18 protein-coding genes are annotated in these 21835 nt (G+C 68.8%); 11 read left to right on the top strand and 7 right to left on the bottom strand.

Features of this window, described 5'->3' with window-relative positions:
* Positions 1 to 215 precede the first annotated feature (215 nt).
* The 8 genes from OG972_RS12910 to OG972_RS12875 all read left to right on the top strand — a co-directional run bounded on the left by OG972_RS12910 (position 216) and on the right by OG972_RS12875 (position 11692).
* Positions 216 to 1190 (top strand): LacI family DNA-binding transcriptional regulator, encoded by a 975-nt coding sequence (locus OG972_RS12910; protein WP_266981162.1) that lies wholly within the window; start codon positions 216 to 218, stop codon positions 1188 to 1190.
* A 196-nt stretch (positions 1191 to 1386) separates the two neighbouring features.
* The gene (locus OG972_RS12905) at positions 1387 to 3063 is read left to right on the top strand and encodes an ABC transporter substrate-binding protein (RefSeq protein WP_266981160.1); all 1677 of its coding nucleotides are present in this window, start codon (positions 1387 to 1389) and stop codon (positions 3061 to 3063) included.
* A gap of 20 nt (positions 3064 to 3083) precedes the next feature.
* Positions 3084 to 4139, top strand: a complete 1056-nt coding sequence (locus tag OG972_RS12900) for an ABC transporter ATP-binding protein (protein WP_266981158.1) — start codon at positions 3084 to 3086, stop codon at positions 4137 to 4139.
* Complete coding sequence (locus tag OG972_RS12895) at positions 4136 to 5116, top strand: ABC transporter permease (RefSeq protein WP_266981156.1); 981 nt, start codon at positions 4136 to 4138, stop codon at positions 5114 to 5116. Before OG972_RS12900 ends, OG972_RS12895 begins: the two co-directional genes overlap by 4 nt.
* Positions 5117 to 5120: 4 nt before the next feature.
* Positions 5121 to 6098: an ABC transporter permease gene (locus tag OG972_RS12890; protein ID WP_266981155.1), complete on the top strand. Its 978-nt coding sequence runs from the start codon at positions 5121 to 5123 to the stop codon at positions 6096 to 6098.
* Complete coding sequence (locus tag OG972_RS12885) at positions 6095 to 7108, top strand: ABC transporter ATP-binding protein (protein WP_266981153.1); 1014 nt, start codon at positions 6095 to 6097, stop codon at positions 7106 to 7108. The genes OG972_RS12890 and OG972_RS12885 overlap by 4 nt, the downstream gene beginning before the upstream one ends.
* A 27-nt stretch (positions 7109 to 7135) precedes the next feature.
* Positions 7136 to 8554, top strand: coding sequence for a GH1 family beta-glucosidase (locus OG972_RS12880; protein WP_266981152.1), 1419 nt, complete (start codon positions 7136 to 7138; stop codon positions 8552 to 8554).
* A gap of 48 nt (positions 8555 to 8602) precedes the next feature.
* On the top strand, positions 8603 to 11692 hold the full coding sequence (locus OG972_RS12875) for a glycoside hydrolase family 3 N-terminal domain-containing protein (protein ID WP_266981151.1): 3090 nt from the start codon (positions 8603 to 8605) through the stop codon (positions 11690 to 11692).
* A 111-nt stretch (positions 11693 to 11803) separates the two neighbouring features.
* On the opposite strand, the gene OG972_RS12870 is transcribed toward OG972_RS12875, so the two are convergent.
* Positions 11804 to 12325 (bottom strand): SRPBCC family protein, encoded by a 522-nt coding sequence (locus OG972_RS12870; protein ID WP_266981150.1) that lies wholly within the window; start codon positions 12323 to 12325, stop codon positions 11804 to 11806.
* A gap of 57 nt (positions 12326 to 12382) precedes the next feature.
* Positions 12383 to 13429: a medium chain dehydrogenase/reductase family protein gene (locus OG972_RS12865; protein WP_266981149.1), complete on the bottom strand. Its 1047-nt coding sequence runs from the start codon at positions 13427 to 13429 to the stop codon at positions 12383 to 12385.
* Positions 13430 to 13594: 165 nt separating this feature from the next.
* On the opposite strand from OG972_RS12865, the gene OG972_RS12860 reads away from it, so the two are divergent.
* Positions 13595 to 14248, top strand: a complete 654-nt coding sequence (locus OG972_RS12860; protein ID WP_266981147.1) for a TetR/AcrR family transcriptional regulator — start codon at positions 13595 to 13597, stop codon at positions 14246 to 14248.
* A 191-nt stretch (positions 14249 to 14439) separates the two neighbouring features.
* Positions 14440 to 15795, top strand: a complete 1356-nt coding sequence (locus OG972_RS12855; RefSeq protein WP_266981145.1) for a hypothetical protein — start codon at positions 14440 to 14442, stop codon at positions 15793 to 15795.
* A gap of 167 nt (positions 15796 to 15962) precedes the next feature.
* Here OG972_RS12855 and OG972_RS12850 read toward each other — a convergent pair whose 3' ends face one another.
* The 4 genes from OG972_RS12850 to OG972_RS12835 form a co-directional block, all read right to left on the bottom strand.
* Positions 15963 to 16136: a hypothetical protein gene (locus tag OG972_RS12850; protein WP_266981144.1), complete on the bottom strand. Its 174-nt coding sequence runs from the start codon at positions 16134 to 16136 to the stop codon at positions 15963 to 15965.
* 261 nt (positions 16137 to 16397) lie between these two features.
* Positions 16398 to 17759: an SGNH/GDSL hydrolase family protein gene (locus OG972_RS12845; protein WP_266981143.1), complete on the bottom strand. Its 1362-nt coding sequence runs from the start codon at positions 17757 to 17759 to the stop codon at positions 16398 to 16400.
* Between the two features lie 411 nt (positions 17760 to 18170).
* Complete coding sequence (locus OG972_RS12840) at positions 18171 to 18824, bottom strand: class I SAM-dependent methyltransferase (protein WP_266981141.1); 654 nt, start codon at positions 18822 to 18824, stop codon at positions 18171 to 18173.
* 129 nt (positions 18825 to 18953) lie between these two features.
* Positions 18954 to 19571 carry a YceI family protein gene (locus OG972_RS12835; RefSeq protein WP_266981139.1) on the bottom strand — a complete coding sequence of 206 codons (618 nt, stop codon included), beginning with the start codon at positions 19569 to 19571 and terminating at the stop codon, positions 18954 to 18956.
* Between the two features lie 224 nt (positions 19572 to 19795).
* Here OG972_RS12835 and OG972_RS12830 point away from each other — a divergent pair, with 224 nt between their 5' ends.
* A complete protein-coding gene (locus OG972_RS12830) occupies positions 19796 to 20320 on the top strand; it encodes a hypothetical protein (protein WP_266981137.1) in 525 nt (174 codons plus the stop codon).
* 66 nt (positions 20321 to 20386) lie between these two features.
* Here OG972_RS12830 and OG972_RS12825 read toward each other — a convergent pair whose 3' ends face one another.
* Positions 20387 to 21616: a glycoside hydrolase family 64 protein gene (locus OG972_RS12825; RefSeq protein WP_266981135.1), complete on the bottom strand. Its 1230-nt coding sequence runs from the start codon at positions 21614 to 21616 to the stop codon at positions 20387 to 20389.
* Between the last annotated feature and the right edge of the window lie 219 nt (positions 21617 to 21835).

Below are 21835 nucleotides of genomic sequence, written 5' to 3'. Positions count from 1 at the left end.
CTGCCACGGGCACACGTCAAGGGGGCGCGTGTTCAAAACTTGAAGACACAACACGTCGCGCCTGCTTGGGAGATGGGTCCGGACCAATCTCGGTGTGAAGTATTGACGGCACTGTTCCAGCGCGGTTAACTCACGCCGCAACGCCGGTACCGGTTCCGGAACCGGTTGCGGTACCGGTTTCAGCTCCCTGTCATGCCTTGCCCTGGAGGTCCCCGATGCGAGTCACCATCGCCGATGTCGCCCGCGAGGCCGGCGTCAGCAAGACGACCGTGTCCCGGGTCATCAACACCAAGGGCGAAGTGGACGGTTCCACGGCCGCCCGCGTTCGTGAAGTGATCGCACAGCTGGGTTACGTACCCAGCTCGGGCGCCGTCGGACTGGCCCGCGGCAGCAGCCGTACAGTCGGCATGCTGGTGCCCTCGCTCACCTGGCCGTGGATGGGCGAAGTGCTCCAGGGTGTGGTCGACACCGTCGAAGCGGCCGACTACGGGCTGCTGCTTTTCACCTGCAACCGGGGTGCGGAATCGGTGGAGCGCTTCACCAGTCAGGTGTCGGCGCGCGCCTTCGACGGACTCGTCGTCGTCGAACCCGAGAACACCCTCGATCACCTCACCGCACTGCACCGCGGTGGTCTGCCGATCGTGCTGATCGACGACCGCGGCCACCACCCCGAGTTCCCCTCCGTCGTGACCACCAATCGTGAAGGAGGCGCGTCCGCTGCCCGCCATCTGCTGGCCGCAGGACGCACCAGGCCCCTGGTCCTCACGGGCCCCCAGCAATTCGGCTGTGTACGCGACCGGCTGGACGGATTCCGTACGGTTCTGCCCACCGATCTCGTCGTCCAGGGGGACTTCACCGAACGGTGCGGCCGCCAGGTCGTGGAGCAACTCCTGGCCGACGGCGTGGAGTTCGACTCGGTCTTCGCGCACAACGACATCAGTGCGGCAGGCGTGCTGCGGGCGTTGCGCGCGGCCGGACGGTCCGTGCCCGACGACATCGCGGTGGTCGGCTTCGACGACATCCCGATGGCCGAGCACACCGAACCGCCACTGACCACCGTGCGCCAGCCCACTCGGCAGATGGGTGAGGCGGCGGCGCGGTTGCTGCTCTCCCATCTGGGTGGCACGGCCGTTCCGGACGAACCGGTCGTGCTCCCCACCGAACTGGTCGTGCGCCACTCGGCGCCGTAGCGGTCCGGCCGGGATCCCTTTCCGGCCGCCCGCACCCCCCTCCCGCCTCCGCGCCTCCCCGCGCACCGCATCACCCAGCGCCACGGCACCTCCGCGCACCGCATCACTCCGCACCGCCCGTACCCGCGGCGTGCCGAGCGCTGCCCACCCGCCGTTTCCCGGATCTCCCAGACCCGCAGTCCCTTCTGGAGTCGCCATGTCCGTACGCCGTCGTCACACGCTGAGAGCGCTCTCACTCGCCACCGTCGCGGTCGCTCTCGCCGCCGGTTGCTCGTCCGCCAACTCGGGTGCCAACAAAGGGGGTGGCGCCGCCTCCGGCGTGCTGACCCTGGGTAAGCCGGATGGGCCGCAGACCAACAACAGCAACCCGTTCCTGAACACCTCGGCGGGTGCCACGCTCGGCTACCGCTACATGATCTACGAGCCGCTGGCGATGACGAACCAGATCAAGCCCGCGGACAAGGCGGAGCCGTGGCTGGCGACCGACTGGAAGTGGGAGTCCAATTTCACCAAGGTCACCTTCAGTATCGACCCCAAGGCGAAGTGGGCCGACGGCAAGCCGCTGACCGCCGATGACGTCGCGTACACGTTCAACCTGCTGAAGACGCACTCGGCGCTCAACTGGAACGGCATCCCCTTCGACGGGGTGGCTGTCGAGGGCAAGAAGGTCGTCCTGACCTTCAAGAACTCCCAGTACGTCAACCAGAACAAGATCATCCAGACCTTCATCGTTCCCAAGCACATCTGGGAAGGCGTCAAGGACCCGGAGACCTGGCCCAACCGGAACCCGATCGGCTCCGGCCCGTACAAGCTCAAGACGTTCACCCCGCAGACCACCACGCTGACCGCGACGCCCACGTACTGGAAGGGCGCGACGAAGGTCAAGGAGCTGCGGTACACCGCGTACAACGACAACAGCGCGGCGACCACGGCGCTGGCGAGCGGCAAGGTCGAGTGGTCGTTCGTCTTCATGCCGAACTACAAGCAGCTGTACGTCGCCAAGGACCCCAAGAACCACAAGCTGTGGTTCCCGTCGGGCCTCGGCATCCACGGACTGTGGTTCAACACCGCCCGCAAGCCGTTCGACAACCCGGCGCTGCGCAAGGCCATGGCGATGGTCGTCGACCGCAAGGCGATCTACACCCAGGCCGAGGCGACGCTCTACCCGGAGATCACCAACCCCACCGGCATCCCGCTGCCCGCCGGTGACTCGTTCCTGGCGCCCGAGTACAAGAGCGCCACGACCGCACCCGATGTGGCCGGTGCCAAGAAGGTCCTCGACGACGCCGGGTTCAAGCTTTCCGGCGGGGTGCTGAAGGACCCGAGCGGCAAGCCGGTCAAGCTCACCTTCACCGACCCGGCCGGCTGGAACGACTACATCACCGGGCTCTCGATCATCAAGGACAACATCAAGCAGCTCGGTATCGAGGCGAAGGTCAAGACGCAGACCGCCGAGGCCTGGGGCGCGGACGTCGCCAACGGCAACTTCGACGCCACCCTGCACTGGACCAACAGCGGTGCCACCCCGTACGACATGTACCAGAACATCATGGACGGCGCGATCCTCCAGCCCATCGGCAAGGCCTCTCAGACGGGCAACTTCGGCCGCTTCAAGAGCCCCGAGGCGACCCAGGCGCTCAAGGACTTCGCCAACGCGACCGATGAGGCCACCCGTACCGAGGCCATGAACAAGCTCCAGAAGATCATGGTCGAACAGGCGCCGATGATCCCGACGGCCGCCGCGCCCATCGGAGCCGAGTACTCCACGAAGAACTGGGTGGGCTGGCCCACCGAGGCCGACCCGTACGCCCCGCCGCAGCACACCCAGCCCTCCGCGCTGCAGATCGTGCTGAAGCTCAAGCCCTCCAAGTAGTACGGGGAAACGGACCGGCCATGACCACCACCACCGATCAGACCGACGACATCGTGCTCGAAGCACGCGGAGTCACCAAGCACTTCCCCGTCCGCCGCACCGGCCGCGATCTCGTCGCACGCCATCGCCGCACCGTTCACGCCGTCGACGATGTCTCGCTGCAACTGCGGCGCTCCACCGTCACGGCCCTGGTGGGGGAGTCGGGCTCCGGGAAATCCACCGTCGCCCGGCTGCTCTCCCAGCTGTATCCGCTCACCGACGGTGAGATCCAGCTGGAGGGCAAGGCGGTGAAGGCAGGCCGTGGCCGGTCCTTCCGCAGTTACGTCCGACAGGTCCAGCTGATCTTCCAGGACCCGTTCGCCTCGCTCAACCCGGTGCACACCGTGCGCTACCACCTCACCCGGTCGCTGAGGATCCACGGGCGGGAGGCGACCGGGGCCGAACTCGCCGCGCTGTTGGAGCGGGTGCAGCTGACACCCGCCGCGCAGTACCTGGACAAGTTCCCGCACGAGCTCTCCGGCGGCCAGCGGCAGCGCGTCGCCATCGCCCGCGCGCTCGGCGCCGACCCGAAGGTCCTCCTCGCCGACGAGCCCGTCTCGATGCTCGACGTCTCCATCCGGCTCGGCGTCCTCAACCTCCTGCGCGACCTCAAGGAACGCCTCCATCTGGCGATCCTCTACATCACCCACGACATCGCGTCCGCCCGGTACTTCGCGGACACCACGCTCGTGATGTACGCGGGCCGGATCGTCGAGGGCGGCGACAGCGAGACCGTCACCCAACGCCCCGCCCACCCCTATACGCAGCTGCTCATCGCTTCGGCACCCGACCCGGACCGGGTGGTCGCCGAGGAGGAGCAGGAGGAGACCGGAAGCGGCGAACCCCCGTCGCTCATCGCGCCGCCCGCCGGCTGCCGCTTCCACCCGCGCTGCCCCAAGGCGATGGAGCGCTGCCGCACCGAACTGCCGCCGCGCTTCGACCTGGCGGACGGCCAGTGGGCCGCCTGCTGGCTGTACGCGGACGGCGCGGACACCACGGACACCGTCGGCGACCACGAGAAGGAGGCTGCGAAGTGAAGTACCTGCTGCAACGGCTCGCCTTCTACCTGGTCACCGCGTGGGCCGCGATCACCATCAACTTCCTGATTCCGCGCATGATGCCGGGTGACCCGGTCCAGGCGCTCATGGCCCGCTTCCAGGGCCAGTTGGACACCAGCGCCATCGCCTCGCTCAAGGCGCTCTTCGGACTCGACAAGCAGCAGTCGCTCTGGCAGCAGTACACCGACTACTGGTCGCATCTGCTCGACGGCGACCTCGGGCTGTCCTTCACCTTCTTCCCGACGCCGGTCAGCGAGGTGATCGCCCAGTCGCTGCCGTGGACGCTCGCGCTCGTCGGTGTCACCACCCTGATCAGCTTCGTGCTCGGTACCGGCATAGGCGTCTTCACCGGCTGGCGGCGCGGCTCCTGGATGGACAGCCTGCTGCCCGTCACCACCTTCATCTCCGCCATCCCGTACTTCTGGCTGGGGCTGATCGCCATCGCGCTGTTCGCCGTGAAGTGGCCGCTGTTCCCGGCCGCGGGCGGTTACGACAGCGCCCTGGTGCCCGCCTTCGACTGGCCGTTCATCTCCAGCGCGCTGTATCACGCGGCGCTGCCGGGGCTCACGATCGTGCTCAGCGCGGTGGCCGGCTGGATCCTCGGCATGCGGAACATGATGGTGACGGTGTCCAGCGAGGACTACGTCATGGTGGCCCAGGCCAAGGGGCTCTCCGAGCGCCGGGTGATGTTCGGATACGCGGCACGCAACGCGATCCTGCCCAACATCTCCGGCTTCGCGCTCTCCCTCGGCTTCATCGTCGGCGGCACGCTGCTGGTGGAGATGGTCTTCTCCTACCCGGGCATCGGCTACCAGCTCTTCCAGGGCGTGGGCGCCAAGGACTACCCGCTGATGCAGGGCGTCTTCCTGATCATCACGCTCTCCGTCCTCGCGGCGAACCTCCTCGCCGACGTGATCTACATGGTCCTCGACCCCCGTACCCGAAGGGAGGCCTAGGAACATGGCTGTCACCGCCGCCGAGGTCGCCGTACTCGACACGACCGAGACCCCGGCACCGAGTAAGCGCAGATTCCGGTTCCTGCGCGGCCGCAAGACCGTCGTCGGGCTCGGCATCCTGCTCTTCTTCGTCCTGATCGCCGTCGTCGGGCCGTGGATCGCCCCGTACGACCCCGACGCCATGAGCAACGAACTGCTCCAACCGCCTTCCGGAGCACACTGGTTCGGCACCACGCAGACCGGTCAGGACGTCCTCTCGCAGATCCTCGTCGGCACCCGCGGCGTTCTGGTCGTCGGCTTCGTCGCCGGGATCTTCGCGACCATCCTGTCCGTACTGATCGGAGTCAGTGCCGGCTTCCTCGGGGGCACGGCCGACGAACTGCTCTCGGTGCTGTCCAACGTCTTCCTGGTCATCCCGGGACTGCCGCTGATCATCATCATCGCCAGCTTCGTCTCCGACACGGGCGACCTCCTGATCGCCACCGTCATCGCCTTTACCTCGTGGGCCTGGGGGGCGCGCGTCCTGCGCGCGCAGACGCTGTCGCTGCGCCGCCGGGACTACGTCGAAGCGGCCCGCGCCACCGGCGAGTCCACCTGGCGGATCATCCTCTTCGAGGTCCTGCCGAACCTGACGGCCGTCATCGCCTCCGGCTTCGTGGGCACGGTGATCTTCGCGATCCTCTCCGAGATCACCCTCGCCTTCATCGGCGTCGCCGACATCTCCAACTGGAACTGGGGGACCGTCCTGTTCTGGGCGCAGTCCAACCAGGCGCTGGCCCAGGGCGCATGGTGGTGGTTCGTCCCGGCCGGGCTCTGCATCGCCCTGCTCGGCATGTCCCTCGCCCTGATCAACTTCGGCATCGACGAGTTCGTCAACCCACGGCTGCGTACGGAGACGGGGGCGTCTCGGAAGGTCCGGATGCGGGTCGGCTTCACCCCCGTGGCACGCACCGGCACCACGGAGAAGGAGACCCGCTCATGAGCGAGCCCGTCCTCACCATCAGCGGCCTGAACGTGGACTACGGGACCGGGGACGCCGCCGTGCACGCGCTGCGCGACATCGACCTCACCCTGCACCGCGGCGAAGTCCTCGGCCTGGCGGGCGAGTCGGGCTCCGGCAAGTCCACCCTGGCGTACGCCGTCACCCGGCTTCTGTCCCCGCCCGGAGTGATCACCGGCGGCGAGGTCCACTACCACCAGCGCGACGGCGAAGCGCTCGACCTGCTGACCCTGACCGCCCCCGAGCTGCGTGCCTTCCGCTGGCAGGAGCTGTCGATCGTCTTCCAGGGCGCGATGAACTCCCTGAACCCGGTGCACACGGTCCACAGCCAGCTCACCGACGTGCTCAAGGCGCACCGCCCGGAGATGAAGCGGGCCGAACGCACCGCACGCGCGGTGGAGCTCCTGTCCCTGGTCGGCATCTCGGCGGACCGGCTCTCCGCCTACCCGCACCAGCTCTCCGGCGGCATGCGGCAACGCGTGATGATCGCGATGGCGCTCGCGCTGGAGCCCGAGATCGTCATCATGGACGAGCCCACGACGGCCCTGGACGTCGTCATGCAGCGCCAGATCCTGCGCCAACTGGTCAAGCTCCGCGAGGAGCTGGGCTTCTCCGTCGTCTTCATCACCCACGACATCTCGCTGCTGATCGAGTTCTCGGACCGGATCGCGATCATGTACGGCGGCCGGATCGTCGAGGAGGCCGGTGCCTCCGACATCTACCGCGACCCCTGCCACCCCTACAGCGACGGACTGCTGCACTCCTTCCCGGCGCTGCACGGCCCCCGCCGCGAACTCACCGGCATCCCCGGCTCGCCCCCGCATCTGTCCGCGATGCCGGACGGCTGCGCCTTCCACCCCCGCTGCGGCAAGGCGCTCGACCCGTGCGCCACCCAGGTGCCGGTCCTGGCCCGACCGGACGGGGACGGCTCCCGCACGGTGGCCTGCTGGCTCCATCAGCCCACGCCGGCCACCGCCGCCCCCCGCTCGTAGCGACCCCACGCACACCACAGGAGAACCATGAACCTCGTCATCCCCCGGGGATACGCTCGCGAGATTGCCGCCGAGCCCGTCCACGGTCTGCCCGCCGACTTCCGCTGGGGCGTTGCCACCGCCGCCTACCAGATCGAGGGAGCGGCCGCCGAGGACGGCAGAACCCCGTCGATCTGGGACACGTACTGCAGGGTGCCGGGCATGGTCGTCCGCGGTGAGAACGGCGATGTGGCCTGCGACCACTACCACCGGATGCCCGAGGACGTGCAGCTGATCGCGGACCTGGGCGTCGACACGTACCGCTTCTCGCTCGCCTGGCCGCGCATCCAGCCCGGCGGCCGCGGTCCGGCCAACGCAAAGGGACTCGACTTCTACAAGCGCCTGGTCGACGAGCTGGAATCGAAGGGCATCACTCCCTGGATCACGCTCTATCACTGGGACCTGCCCCAGGAGCTGGAGGACGCGGGCGGCTGGCCGGCCCGGGACACCGCCTACCGCTTCGCCGAGTATTCCGCCCTCGCCTACGACGCGCTCGGCGACCGGGTCAGGCACTGGACCACGCTGAACGAGCCCTGGTGCTCCGCGATGCTCGGATACGCGTACGGAAGCCAGGCCCCCGGCCGTACGAACTTCGGCGAGGCGATCCACGCCGTCCACCACCTCCTCCTCGGCCACGGGCTCGCCTCCCAGTACATCCGCGAGACCGCCGCCGCCCGGGGCAACGAGCTCGAACTGGGCATCACGCTCAACCTCGGCACCGCCACACCCGAGACCGACAGCCACGAGGACGCCGAGGCCTGCCGCCGCGCAGACGGGCTCGGTCGTCGCCTTTACCTGGACCCGCTGGTCAAGGGCGCCTACCCCGAGGACGTCGTCGCCGACCTCGCTCTGCGCGGCGTCGGACTCCCTGTCCAGGAAGGCGACCTGGAGATCATCTCCACCCCGATCGACATCCTCGGCGTCAACTTCTACCGCGGCACACTCTTCTCCGGCGTCATGGAGGACGGCTCCCCGCTGGACGCCGACGGCCTGCCCGTCACCCGCGGCGTGGAGCGCGATCTGCCGCGTACGGCCATGGACTGGGAGATCACCCCGACTGCCCTCACCGACCTGCTGGTGGGGCTGGAGAAGGACTACGGCATCCCGACCGTCATCACCGAGAACGGCGCCGCCTTCGACGACACCGTCTCCGAGGACGGCCGGATCCACGACGCCGACCGCACCACCTACCTCGCCGACCACATCGCCGCCGTGGCCGCCGCCCGCGCCGAAGGAGCCGATGTCCGGGGCTACTTCGCCTGGTCGCTGATGGACAACTTCGAGTGGTCCTACGGCTACGACAAGCGGTTCGGCATCGTCCGCGTCGACTACGACACGCAGGAGCGGACGCTCAAGGACAGCGCCGAGTGGTACCGCGACACCATCCGTCTCACCCGGGACGCATAAGCCCCACCGCACCGCTGCGACAGAAGATTCGTGTCCGAAGGAGCCGCAATGCCATCACGCACCCGCCGGCACAGCCGGTACCGGGCCAGACCGACGACAGCGGCGCTCGCCGCCGTCACCGTCCTGGCCGGCCTGCTCGCCGGAGCCGTCCCGAGCGCCACCGCGGCGACCGCGGACGACCCGGCACCTGTCCTCGTCGACCGCTTCGAGGGCGAGGTCCCGTTCGCCAACCAGCCCGCCGACGGCATCTTCACCTGGGGCGGCGACTCCGACGACCCGCCCACCCTGGCCCTCAAGGACCGCGCCGACGCCCCCGAGGGCGCCAAGGTCCTCGAAGGCACGTACAACATCAGCGGTTACGGCGGACTCAGCCACGACTTCGCCGCCGACCAGCCCGCCCACGACTGGTCGGCCCACAAGGGCATCCGCTTCTGGTGGTACGGGCAGAACACCGCGCCGCTGCCGCCCGGTTCGGGCAAGAGGATCAACTTCGAGATCAAGGACGGCGGCGCCAACGGCGAGGCGTCCGAGCTGTGGACCACGTCGTTCACCGACGACTGGGAGGGCTGGCACCAGGTCGAGATCCCGTTCACCGACTTCGTGTACCGCACCGACTACCAGCCCGTCGGCGGCATCGACCAGGTCCTCGGCCTGGACCGGATGTGGGGCTACGCCGTCACACTGCCGACCGGCGCCCCCGGCTCGTTCGCCATGGACGAGGTGGAGCTGTACGGGAAGGCCGACGCCGCACTGAAGGTGAGCGTGATCACGGACGCGGCGGTCCACACGGTGAAGGAGGGCGGCACTGCTGACATCGATGTCTCGGTAGCCACCACCGGCTCCGTACCGATCGAGGAACCCGTCACCGTCGCGTACGAGACGAAGGGCGGCAGCGCCGAGGCCGGCACCGACTACACGCCGGTCAGCGGCACGTACACCCTCCCGGCCGGCACCGCGTCCGGGACCTCGCACCGGATCTCGGTCGCCACCAGGAAGGACGGCGCCGCGGAGTCCGCTGAAACGATCCCGCTCGAACTCACCGTGACCGGCGCCAAGCCGCCGAAGGAGAACCCGCAGGTCGTCATCGACGCCCACGGCCTCCCGTACCTCGACCCGAAGCTTCCGGTGAAGAAGCGCGTCGCCGACCTCCTCGCCCGGATGTCGCCCGCCGAGAAGGCCGGCCAGATGACCCAGGCCGAGCGCAACGCGCTGAAGTCGCAGGGGGACATCGCCACGTACGACCTCGGCTCGCTGCTCTCCGGCGGCGGCTCCGTCCCCACGCCGAACACGCCCGGGGCCTGGGCGAAGATGGTCGACTCCTACCAACTCCGGGCGCAGGCGACCCGTTTCCAGATCCCGCTGATCTACGGCGTGGACGCGGTGCACGGGCACAACAACGTCATCGGCTCGACGATCATGCCGCACAACATCGGCATCGGCGCCGGCCGCGACCCGAAGCTCGCCGAGGCGACCGGCGCGGTCACCGCGAGCGAGGTCCGCGCGACCGGCATCCCGTGGGACTTCGCGCCCTGCCTCTGCGTGACCCGCGACGAGCGCTGGGGCCGTTCCTACGAGTCGTACGGTGAGGACCCGGCACTCGTCGAGTCCATGGAGACGGTCATCCAGGGCATGCAGGGCAGCGCGTCCGGCAAGGACCTGAACCGCAACGACAAGGTCCTGGCCACCGCCAAGCACTACGTCGGCGACGGCGGTACGGAATTCGGGTCGTCCACCACCGGTTCGTACACCATCGACCAGGGCGTCACGAAGGTCACCCGGCAGGAGCTCGAAGCGGTCCACCTCGCCCCGTTCGACGAGGCGGTCAAGCGCGGTGTCGGCACGGTCATGCCGTCGTACTCCTCGCTGGACATCCTCGGCGACGACGAGGGCCCGGTGAAGATGCACGCCAACGCCGAGATGATCAACGGCGTGCTCAAGGACCGGATGGGCTTCAAGGGCTTCGTCATCAGCGACTGGCAGGCCATCGACCAGATCCCCGGCGACTACGCGAGCGACGTCCGTACGTCGATCAACGCCGGACTCGACATGATCATGGTTCCGACGGCGTACCAGGACTTCACCAAGACGCTTCAGGACGAGGTCACCGCGGGCCGGATCAGCCGGGCCCGGATCGACGACGCGGTGACCCGCATCCTGACCCAGAAGTTCCAGCTCGGTCTCTTCGAGAAGCCGTACGCGGACACCACGAACATCGGCCAGGTCGGCTCGGCGGCCCATCGTGCGGTGGCCCGTGAGGCGGTGGCCAAGTCGCAGGTCCTGCTGAAGAACGACGGTGCGGTGCTGCCGCTCAAGGCCTCCCAGAAGGTGTACGTCGCCGGATCCAACGCCGACGACATCGGCAACCAGGCCGGCGGCTGGACCGTCAGCTGGCAGGGTTCGTCCGGAAAGATCACCACGGGTACGACGATCCTGGACGGCATCAAGAAGGACGCAGCCTCGGCCACGTACTCCAAGGACGCCTCCGCCTCCACGGACGGCTACGACGTCGGTGTCGTGGTCGTCGGCGAGACCCCGTACGCCGAAGGCATCGGCGACGTCGGCAACGGCAACGACCTGGAGCTCACCGCCGCCGACAAGGCCGCGATCGACAAGGTCTGCGCCGCGATGAAGTGCGCGGTCCTGGTCGTGTCCGGCCGCCCGCAGCTCATCGGCGACCGGCTCGGCGACATCGACGCACTCGTCGCGTCGTGGCTGCCCGGCACCGAGGGCGACGGGGTGGCGGACGTGCTGTACGGGAAGCGCGCCTTCACCGGACAGCTGCCCGTCACCTGGCCGAAGTCCGAGTCGCAGCTGCCGATCAACGTCGGCGACGCGACGTACGACCCGCAGTTCCCGTACGGCTGGGGACTGACCACGCTGAAGAAGGCTCCGACCGGCGGCGAACCGACTCTCACCGCGCTCACGGTCGCCGCGCAGGTCGCGGAGAAGGCCGGGCTGGACAGGACCGCGGCGGGGAAGGCGATCGTCGACCAGGCCAGGCTGCTGGTGCAGCAGAGGACCGGCGGGAAGCCGACCGCGGCGGTGTCCAAGCCGTTCGCCGACGCGGACCACCTGCTGCTCACCGGCGATCTGACCGGGGCGCTGGCCAAGCTGAAGGCGGCGTACCGGGCCGCCTGAGGCGCACAGGAGTTGTGGGCGGGCCTTTCAGGGTCACAGAGACTCTGAAAGGCCCGCCCATGCCCGTGGACTCACGCCGGTGCCCGGGGGTCAGGACTCCGCCCCGCACGGTCAGTTCTCGGCCTCTGCCTTCAGGTTGTGGAGCCAGGCGTCCAGTGAGGCATCCAACGCGGCCTGGAGTGCGGGGACATCGGCCTCGACAGGCGCTCCGGCCCAGGACTCCTCGGTGTGGACGTGCACGCCGTCCCGGCGCGGGGTGAAGGTCCACACGTGGACCGCGGTGATGCCCTGTGCCGGCCCGCCCCACGCGATACGGCGTTGCGGCGAGACCTGCTTGACGGTGGAGTTGATGTCGCTCAGGCCGTGCACCGACCAGCGGAAGACGGAGCCGGCCCGCAGCGGACCGGGGGTCAGCTTGACCGCCTCGGTGACATCGGGCTGCCAGGTCGGCCAGGCCTCGACGTCGGTCTGGATCTTCCAGATCGTGTTCAGCGGCGCGTGGATGACGATGTCGTCACGGGTGATGACCGGGGCCCGGTGGTCGATCTCCACGGGGAGGTGGGAGCCGCCCGACATGCCGATCGTGAATGCGACGGGCAGGGCAACGGCCTTGGCGAGAAGGGAGACGAGCATGGTGGTACTCCTTGTGCGCGGTGAGGAGGCGGGTGGTCGGGTGGTGGCGGACAGGGGTTACGGGACGAGGACGACCTTCCCGGCGACCGTGCCCGACTCGGCCAGGCGCAGCGCTTCGCCGGCGCGGGCCAGGGGGAGTTCGGCGGCGACCCGGGCGGTGATCTCGCCGCGCTGCAGAGCCGTGAACACCTGGGTGAGGTCGGTGCGCAGCCGGGACCGGAAGCGGTTCTTGGAGAAGGCGCGGCCGGCCCAGACGTTGAAGAAATATGCGCGGCGGCCGTTGGGCAGCCAGTTCCACAGCCACACCTGGCCCAGGAGCTTGAGTACGGGCCACTGCCCCGATCCCTCGTCGTCGCGGGTGGCGGCGCTGCCGTAGGAGACGAGGGTGCCGCCGGGGGCGAGCAGTTGCCAGGAGTCGATGACGCTGCGGCCGCCGACGTGGTCGAACACGGTGTCCACTCCTTCGGGGGTGAGTTCCCGGACACGAGCAGGGACATTGCCGCCCCGGTAGTCGACGGGGGACACGCCGAGAGCGCGCAGCGCGGCGTGGTGGCGGGCGGAGGCGGTGCCGATGACCCGGACGCCGGCGCCGAGCGCCAGCTGGATGAGTATCGATCCGACTCCGCCGTTGGCCCCGTGGACGAGGACGGTCTGGCCGGCGCGTACGCGCGCCTTGCGGTGCAGCATCTGCCAGGCGGTGATGCCGTTGACGACCGCGGTCTCGGCCTCCGCAGCGCCCAGACCGGCAGGCACCTCGACCACGTCGGCGGCGTCGAGCACCACGTGGCTGGCCCAGCTGCCGGTCTTGGTCAGGGCGGCCACCTGCTTGCCGAGCAGGTCCGGGCCGACGCTTTCGCCGACGGCGAGCACGCTGCCGACCAGGTCGTATCCGGGGACGAAGGGGAACGGCGGCTGGTCGTAGTACCGGCCGCGGCGCATCTGCTGCTCGGCGAAGGACACTCCGGTCGCCTCCATGCCGATCAGGACCTGTCCCGCGGCCGGGGTGGGTACCGGCTGCCCGTAGCGGATCTCCAGCCCCTCCGGCTCGACCTTGCCGGGCAGGACGACCTCGACGCGCTCGACAGTGCTCATCACGACCTCCATTGCGCTTTAAGTTCTCGCTACTGTTAGGGGCTGTAACTAGAGTGAGTACTTCTCCTATCTGTGTCAAGCGTGTGGTTCGTTCGATCGTGATGAGGTGTGCCGCAAGTGATAGCTTCTAACCAGGCGAGTGATGCGGTGACGAGAAGGAAGTGAGAGGTGGCGCCCATGACCGGGAGTACGGCGACCCCCCGAGAGCGGTATCGGCTGCAGGTGCGCGCGGAGGTCAAGGAGCGGGCCTGGGAGCAGATCGCCGGCGTGGGCGCGTCAGCGCTCTCCCTGAACGCGATCGCCAAGCAGATGGGCATGAGCGGACCGGCTCTGTACCGGTACTTCGCCGGCCGGGACGAGCTGATCACCGAACTCATCAAGGACGCGTACCGCAGCCTCGCCGACACGTTCCGAGGTGCCGCCGACCTCGACCTCTCCGGCCTGGCACAGGTACTGCGCCGCTGGGCCCTGGAGGACCCACACCGCTACTTCCTCATCTACGGCACCCCGGTGCCCGGTTACGAGGCACCGCAGGACGTCACCGCGATCGCGTCGGAGATCATGTCGACGCTGCTCGACGCCTGTATCGCTGCCGGCCCGGAGGAACCCCCGACAGGCGAGCAAGCCGCCCTGGACGCGTATTTGGAGGGCCACCGCGCCTGGGCCGCCGGCCACCCGACCGCTCGACCCGCGACCCTGCGCCGCGCCCTGGCCTTCTGGAGTCGCCTCCATGGCCTGCTCTCCCTGGAGCTGGCCGGCCACTTCGCCGGAATGGACCTGGACCCGGAGTTGCTCTTCGAGGCCGAGGCGGGCACTCTGTTCCCCCGCTGAACGGTCCTGGGCCCTGTCGATACGAGGTGGCGGACGACCGCACGATCGTTGCGGCGGGGGGATTCGCGAGGGCCGCGGCCGACGCTCGCGCCCGTGTGCCCTTTGCCCGTGTGCCCTTTGGGAGTTCAGCGGAAACCAGGCCCATCCGGGCGGGCGGAGCAATTGTCGCCCACCTGGGTTAGCTTCGATATATGCGGAACAGGCTGTTCCTCACCCTGCTGGCCGGCCTGCTGCTGATTCTGTCGGCAGCCGTGCCGGCCATGGCCCTGACCGCGCAGAACGCCACGACGATCAACGACGTGGCCCAGGCCCTCCGTCAGGGACCGGTGTACGTCGATCCGGCAGCGGCGGACCAGCTGTCCGCCGGCCAGGCCGACGCCCTGGCCAAGAAGATCAAGGACGCCGACAAGCCGGTCTTCGTGGCGGTGCTGCCGCGAACCTCCGCGTTCCCCGAGGCCACGGTGTTGCGGACGCTGCGCAACGACACCGGGATCACCGGCGTCTACGGAATCCGCCTCGGCGACACGTTCAAGCTGGGCGCGGACCGGTCGGTCATGTCCGTCGCGGCCCGCCAGAATCTCTCCGCGGCGCTGCAGGCCCCCGGCACGAATGCCGACGCCGCGACCCAGCTCACCGCCTTCGTCGACCAGGCCGTCGCCCAGGCGCGCGGCCACGCCCCCGCCTCCTGGAGCGGTGGTTCGACCGGGACGGGCTCCGGCGTGACGGCACTGATCGCCGTCGGCGCGATCGCCGTGATCGGCGGCGGGGCCGCGTACACGATCGTCCGCCGCAACCGCCGCCGCAAGGCTGAGGAGGAGCGGGCGGCGCTCGACAAGCTCCGGGTCGTCGTGGACGAGGACATCACCGCATACGGCGAGACCCTCGACCGCCTCGACTTCCACCCGGCGGAGGCGGGCGCCGACGACGCGATGCGCGCGGACTACGAGCGGGCACTCGACTCGTACGAGAGCGCCAAGTCGGCCATGGAGAAGGCCCAGCACCCCTCCGACGTGCGCGGGGTCACCCGGGCTCTGGAGGACGGCCGCTTCTCCCTGGCCGTCCTGGAGGCCCGGCGCACCGGCCGCCCTCTCCCGGACCGACGCCCCCCGTGCTTCTTCGACCCGCGCCACGGCCCTTCGGTGGCCGACGCGATGTGGACCCCGTCCGGCGGCACGCCCCGTGAGGTCCCGGTCTGCGGCGCGGACGAGATCCGGCTGCGCGACGGTGAGGACCCGCTGAGCCGCACGGTCGACACCGGCGACGGCCGCCGCCGCCCGTACTGGGAGGCGGGCCCGGCATACGGCCCCTGGGCAGGCGGCTACTTCGGCGGCGGCATCCTTCCCGGCCTGCTGGTCGGCACCCTGCTCGGCTCGATGCTCTCGTCCCCGGCCTACGCGGCGGACTACGGCGGCGGCGACTATGCGGGCGGCGACTACTCCGGCTCCGACTTCGACGCGTCCGATTTCGGCGGTGGGGGAGACGACGGAGGGTTCGGTGGGGGTGGTGATTTCGGCGGTGGCGGCGATTTCGGTGGCGGCGGCTTCTGAGAGTCACTGCCGCGCACCGGCCGGCTCCGTCGGCCACCGCGCAGCAGAGGGCGCCCGCACTGCCGCTGTGCCGCGGTTGCGGGCGCCCTTGCATTCGCTGGAGTCAGCGTCCTGCCCGAGCCGGGCCTTCGGGGCTCAGGGGCAGCGCGTCAGCGGGGGAGCCGTTGCTACAGGTTCTGGTCGATCTGCATCTCCCGGACCCTGTCGTCACTGTGCGTCTTGTCATTCTTGATGGTGTACGTCGTCGCCGGGCCGGTGCCGCTGACCTTGGTGATCTCGCCCTGGCACTTCTTGTTGTTCTCGTCCCGGTACTCCACGCGCTGACCCTCGTTGTGCTGCATTGACTTCTCCACTTCTCGGTGTCGATCGGCAAGGGCCGCCCGGCTTTTCAGCCCAGGGCTTGCCCGTCCGGCGCCCGCTTCACGTTGCGGTGCGCTATGCCAGATCACACCGAGTGCGGGCAGCCAGCGACTCCAGAGAGCCCAATGGGGTCATCTTCCGGGCGAATCCTGTGTCGTCCCCCGTGTCCCCTTGCGAGAGGGGCGGCAGACGGTTCGGCGGGCGGTGGTGACTCGGGTGGCGGCTTCGAGGGGACCTCGCCTTCAGTTGAAGCCGAAGTCCCGCGGCAGCGGCTCCTGCCGGAACAGCCAGGACGGGACGGCGTCCGCCAGTGCCCGGTAACCGGACGGGTTCAGGTGCAGATGGTCGCCGTCGTCGTAGGCCGCCAAAATCTGTCCCGGCTTCTGCGGGTCACGCGCCACCCGGTCGAAGTCGATCACGCTGTCGAACCGGCCGCTGGTGCGGATCCACTCGTTGACCGTCTGCCGGGCCTTTTCGCGGTATCCCGCCGGATCGTCGTACGCGGTGTTGCCGCCGAAGGGGGTCAGCGTCGCCCCGTACACCCGGATGCCCTGGGTGTGCGCCCGGACGACGATCTGGTCGTAGGCCGCGATCAGATCGTCCGCCACCTGCTTCTGGGCGGCTTCCGAGGCATCGGCCGTGCCGATGTCGTTGACGCCCTCGAAGACGAGCAGCCACTCGACGCCGCTCTGCGCCAGCACGTCACGGTCCACCCGTGACAGGGCGTTGGGGCCCAGACCGTCGTTCAGTACCCGGTTGCCGCCGGCCGCCTGATTGAGGACCGCGGTGCCGGCGGTATCCGGGTGCGAGCGCAGTCTCTCCTGCAGCAGGTCGGGCCAGCGGTTGTTCATGTTGGTGGTGGAGCCCCGGCCGTCGGTCAGCGAGTCGCCCAGCATGACAGCCGCCGCAGTGGTGGTCCCGGACCACACTTCGACGCCGCTCAGGAAGTACCAGTGGGCGGTCGAGGCCGCCCCGGCCAGGTCCTCGTCCCCGACATGGTTACCGGTCCGCAGGTACGACGTGGTCCGCGAACCGGGGTGCGAGGTGATGTTGTCGGACGCCTGGCCCTCGGCCAGGTACATCGTCACGGAAAGGTTGGAACCGGGCTCCAGCTCGAAGTCCAACGGGTCGGAGACGATCTCCGACCCGACCGGAACGACCGCTGACGGCCGGCCGTGGAAGGTCACCGTCCGGGAGGTCCCCGGCTGGATGGCACTGTCGCCCGCTCGCCCGCCGGCCGGAAGCGCAACCGAGACCGCGGTGATGGGCAGTGCCGCACCTCCGAAGGCGTTGGAAAAGCGTAGTCGCATCTGCCTTCCGCCGACCGACATATGAACGGTCTGCCGCAGAGTGCTGTCGGCGAGGACCAGATTGTCCTGTGTGAACGGTGCAGGCGGCATATTGCTGGGCTCGGTCAACTGCGGCATCGACGTCCAGGTATTCACCCAATGCTTTTTCAGCTGCCGCGCATGTGCGTCGACGGTCGATGCGGGCGCCTTGCGGACGCCCTCCGTGTCCACGGCTCCCACCGCAGAGGCCGTCGCCACGGTGGCCGCGAGAGCCACTGTCACGGCCAGGCCGACGATCGAAAACTTTCGATCCATGGACTCTGTTCCCTCCATCGAAATGATCTACGCGCGCTGTGGCGGTGACGGCAAGCGGGCTGATTATTGGGTGTCAAGAAGCCATGCATGATCCGACTTGAGTCGGTGGAGAGGCGAAACTTTCGAACAGTGGGAAAGGGGGTGATAGGGCACAAGGTGACTGCACCTCGAACTGAGCGGCCATCAGGGGGCCTGCGACGGGTGCGTTTTGGGTGTGCAGTGCCGGGGCTGTCCGCACGGCGAGCGGCGCGGCGATGGCCGCACATTTCCCATGGCTCCCCGGGGTGTCTCAGAACAATGCTGGAACACCACGGAATGGATGCCGTGACGCGCGACTCGTCCGGTTTTTATGAACTGTCACAGCCGATGTGCCGCAGGCCCGGAAAATCCGATGCCGCTGCCGTTCGACGGTTACGAATTCCTCGGCTTGCGCACCAGGAGGCAGGCCCCAGGAGCCCGCCCGCTTTCCAGCCCACGTACCAGTGTGGCGTGCACCACGAGCCCGGCGCGGATCGCCAACTCGGCGATGCGGTCGGGCGGCAACAGGTAGACGTCGAGGGTCATGGCGTGGCCGCCGTACCCCTCCTCCTTGCGCCGTCGTTCGTCGCCGACATGGAAGCCGAGCAGCAGGTGGCCTCCGGGGGCCAGTACCCGGTGGAACTCCTCGAACACCGTCGGCAGCACCTCCGGTGGCGTGTGGATGATCGAGTACCAGGCGACGACGCCGTCGAGTTCGCCGTCCGCCAGCTCCAGGGCCGTCATCGTCCCGACGTCGAAGCGCAGGCCCGGGTGGTCCCGCCGGGCCACTTCGACCATCCCCGGCGACAGCTCCACGCCGAATGCCGGCAGGCCGAGGGAGTGAAGATGTGCTGTCACGTGGCCGGGTCCGCATCCCACATCGGCGACCGGGCCGCCGCCGGCGGCCCGCACGAGTTCGGCGAATGCGCCCAGCATCGCGCGCCCGAGCAGATCGCCCTCGAATGCGGGGCGTACGAGCTCGGCATAGTCGACAGCAACGGTGTCGTACGACGCCCGGGTTTCGTGCAGGTGGGACGGCTCGGTCACGCCGCAGAGCCTATTGCTCCCGGCCCGGACGGCGTCAGAGCCGCGGAGGAAGGAAATGCCGAGCGCCCGCCTTCCTCGCCGGCGGGGGGTGGAGGGCGGGCGCGCTCGGGTTCGGAGGACTTCCGGGGATCAGGCCTGCGGAGCGGCCTTGATCGCGGAGATGTCGAAGTTCAGCTTGACCTTGTCGCTGACCATCACGCCACCGGTCTCCAGCGCCGCGTTCCAGGTCAGGCCCCAGTCGGAGCGGAGGATGTCCGCGCTGCCCTCGAAGCCGACGCGCTCGTTGCCGTAGACATCGGTGGCGGAGCCGTTGAACTCCAGGTCGATGGCGAGCGGACGCGTGACGTCCTTGATGGTGAGGTCGCCGGTGATCCGGTACTTGTCGCCGCCGAGCTGCTCGGCCTGCGTGGAGCGGAACGTCATGAGGGGGAACTTCTCGGCGTCGAAGAAGTCGCCGCTGACCAGGTGGCCGTCACGGTCGGTGATGCCGGTGTCGACGCTGGCGATCTTGACGTCGATGGAGGCGGCCGAGTTCTTCGGGTCCGCGCCGTCCAGCGTCAGGCTGCCCTCGTGCTCCCCGAAGGAGCCACGCACGTTGGTGACCATGGCGTGACGCACGGTGAAGCCGATGCTGCTGTGAGCCGGGTCGATGGCGTACTCGCCGGTCAGGGCAGTCAGGGCCGGGTCCACGGCGACGGTGGCGGGGGCGGACGGGGTGGCGGTGGACTTGCGGTTGAACAGAGCCATGGCTCCTCCTCGGGGGACGTGATCGAGCGGCAGTCGAAGTGGATGTTTAACCTTCAACGAGATTGACTGTAGACGCATCTTGTTCAAAGTTCAACATCAAGGATCCGATTCGTTTCCGGAAGGGCGACGTTCACCTCGCGGTCACGCGAGGCCCTCTGGCGGACGCGCGTAGAACTCGGGCACTATCTCCCTGCCCAGTTGTCATGAGCAGGAGGAGTTCCCCCATGGTGTCCCGTATGACCCTGCGCCCCGTCCTGACCGCCCTCGCCCTCGTCCTCGGCGCCCTCTTCGCCCCCGGAGTCGGCGCCCTCGGCAGCGGCGCCACCGAGGCGCACGCTGTCACCAAGCTCACGCACGCACAGGCGACGTCGATGTTCCGAGCGTCGGGCATCACCTGGTCGTCCTCGGGCGGCTGCTCCGACCGGAACAACTCCACCTGCACCTCGTTCGACCAACTGAACCTGGCCACCGCCCAGGGCGCCCAGACCCTCAAGAGCGCCACGGGCTGCGCCCTCAACATCACCGGCGGCACCGAGACCGGGCACGCCAGCGGTACGTATTCGCACTGGAACGGCTACAAGCTCGACTTCGGCAAGTCCACCTGTCTCACCAACTACGTCCACAACGCCTTCAGCTACATAGGGCTCCGCGGTGACGGCGCCCCCCAGTACAAGTCCGCCTCCGGGAACATCTACGCGGACGAGGGCAACCACTGGGACGTGACGTACTACAACTGCGGCGGCTGCTGAGCCCGTACGCGCGGGTGCCCCTGTCCGGCGACCGGACGGGGGCACCCGCAGTTCTCCGCCGGGACCTCAGGACCCCACGCTCACCGTGAACCGCCGCGGGTTGCCGTCGTTCGCCGCGCCCGAGACGTCCGGCTGCCCATCGGGACGGACATCGTCGTACGGGAAGGCGTACCCGATCGGGGTGTTCGCGTGCACCACGCGCGACCAGTGGTTCGTCACCGAACCCCGGTAGTAGTCCGCCACCGTCGTGCCGTTCGGCTGGTCCGGGTGGGAGAGCATGATCGACCGGTTGAAGCCCGCGGCCAGCCGCGCCAGCAGCGCCTTCTTGTCGTCCGAGTCGCCCGGGTTGTTGGTGAACGGTCCGTGGTTGCAGGTGAAGATGTCCTTCGACACCGGCTTGGTGAATGTGTGGCCGCCGTCGAAGGTCAGGAGGGTGTCGCCGCTGACCCGGCCGGTCCGTACGCCCCGCCCGCCCTGGAGATCGATCCGCAGATCCGTACTCCGGTACTTCTCCCAGACCTGGTCGATCTGCGCGGTGAACAGGTCCCGGAAGGGCATCTGGTCCGGCCGGTCGAAGTACGGCGCCATCAGGTTCTGCGGCGAGATCACCCGCAGCACGCTTCCGTCCGCGCCGCGTGTCACCAGCCTGTCCCACGGCTGCCCGTCGGCCGCCGCCTGCAGGGTCAGGCCGTCGGCGATCCGCTGCACGGCGCCGTTCGGCAGCGGTGCGACCGTGTGCGTCGAGTCGCCCTCCAGCGTCAGGCCGATCGGGAGCGCGGTGACCAGGTCGACATAGCTGATGTTCGCGTACAGCTGCTGCGGATTGAAGGTGAACTCGCAGAACGACCAGGTGCGCCCGTAGTTCGCGTCGGTGGATGTCGCGAACGCCGGCTCGACCAGGGCGGGACCGGGGTTCAGGAAGAAATCCAGCGTGTCGTCGCGTACGAAATAGACGCGGGCACCGTACATCTGAGGAAGCGTCAGTACGACGGGTCCGGCGCCCGCCGCCTTCAGCGGGATGGCGCAATCGACCGGGAGCGGCGTCTGCGGGGAGGCGGGGGAGTCGGGGCGGTAGACGCTGCCGTCGGCCCGCAGCAGTATCCAGCGGTCGGTGCCCTGCTCGTGCCCGGTGACATAGGCATGGACCGTGCCCGGCAACGACCGGTTCTCCAGGGCCAGTTCGCAGGTCGCGGCCGCGGCCGACGCGTGGGGGCCGAGGGTGCTTCCCCAGGTGGGGTAGGTGAGCGCGGTCGCGGTGGCGGCGGCGCCCGTCAGGAACAGTCTGCGCGAGATCACGGGGGGACTCCTGAGGTGTGGGGGGCCGCGGACGGGGCGATCGTGCGGTCAGGTGGTGCCGGGGGCGTCCGCGGTGCGCACCACTCTTGCGACGGCTGCGACAAGCGTCAAGACTTGTGACTGAGAGCGCTCTCAGAAAGGAGAAGTCTTCACAACTCGGCGTGAGAGAACGGTGGTTGCCGGGTCACTCCGGCGCAGATGTCGGTGCGGCGGTCAGGA

The sequence above is a fragment of the Streptomyces sp. NBC_01669 genome (assembly GCF_026339735.1).
Taxonomy (GTDB): domain Bacteria; phylum Actinomycetota; class Actinomycetes; order Streptomycetales; family Streptomycetaceae; genus Streptomyces; species Streptomyces yanii.
Note: the sequence above shows the minus strand (reverse complement) of the source record. Positions and strands in the feature narration are given on the sequence as shown.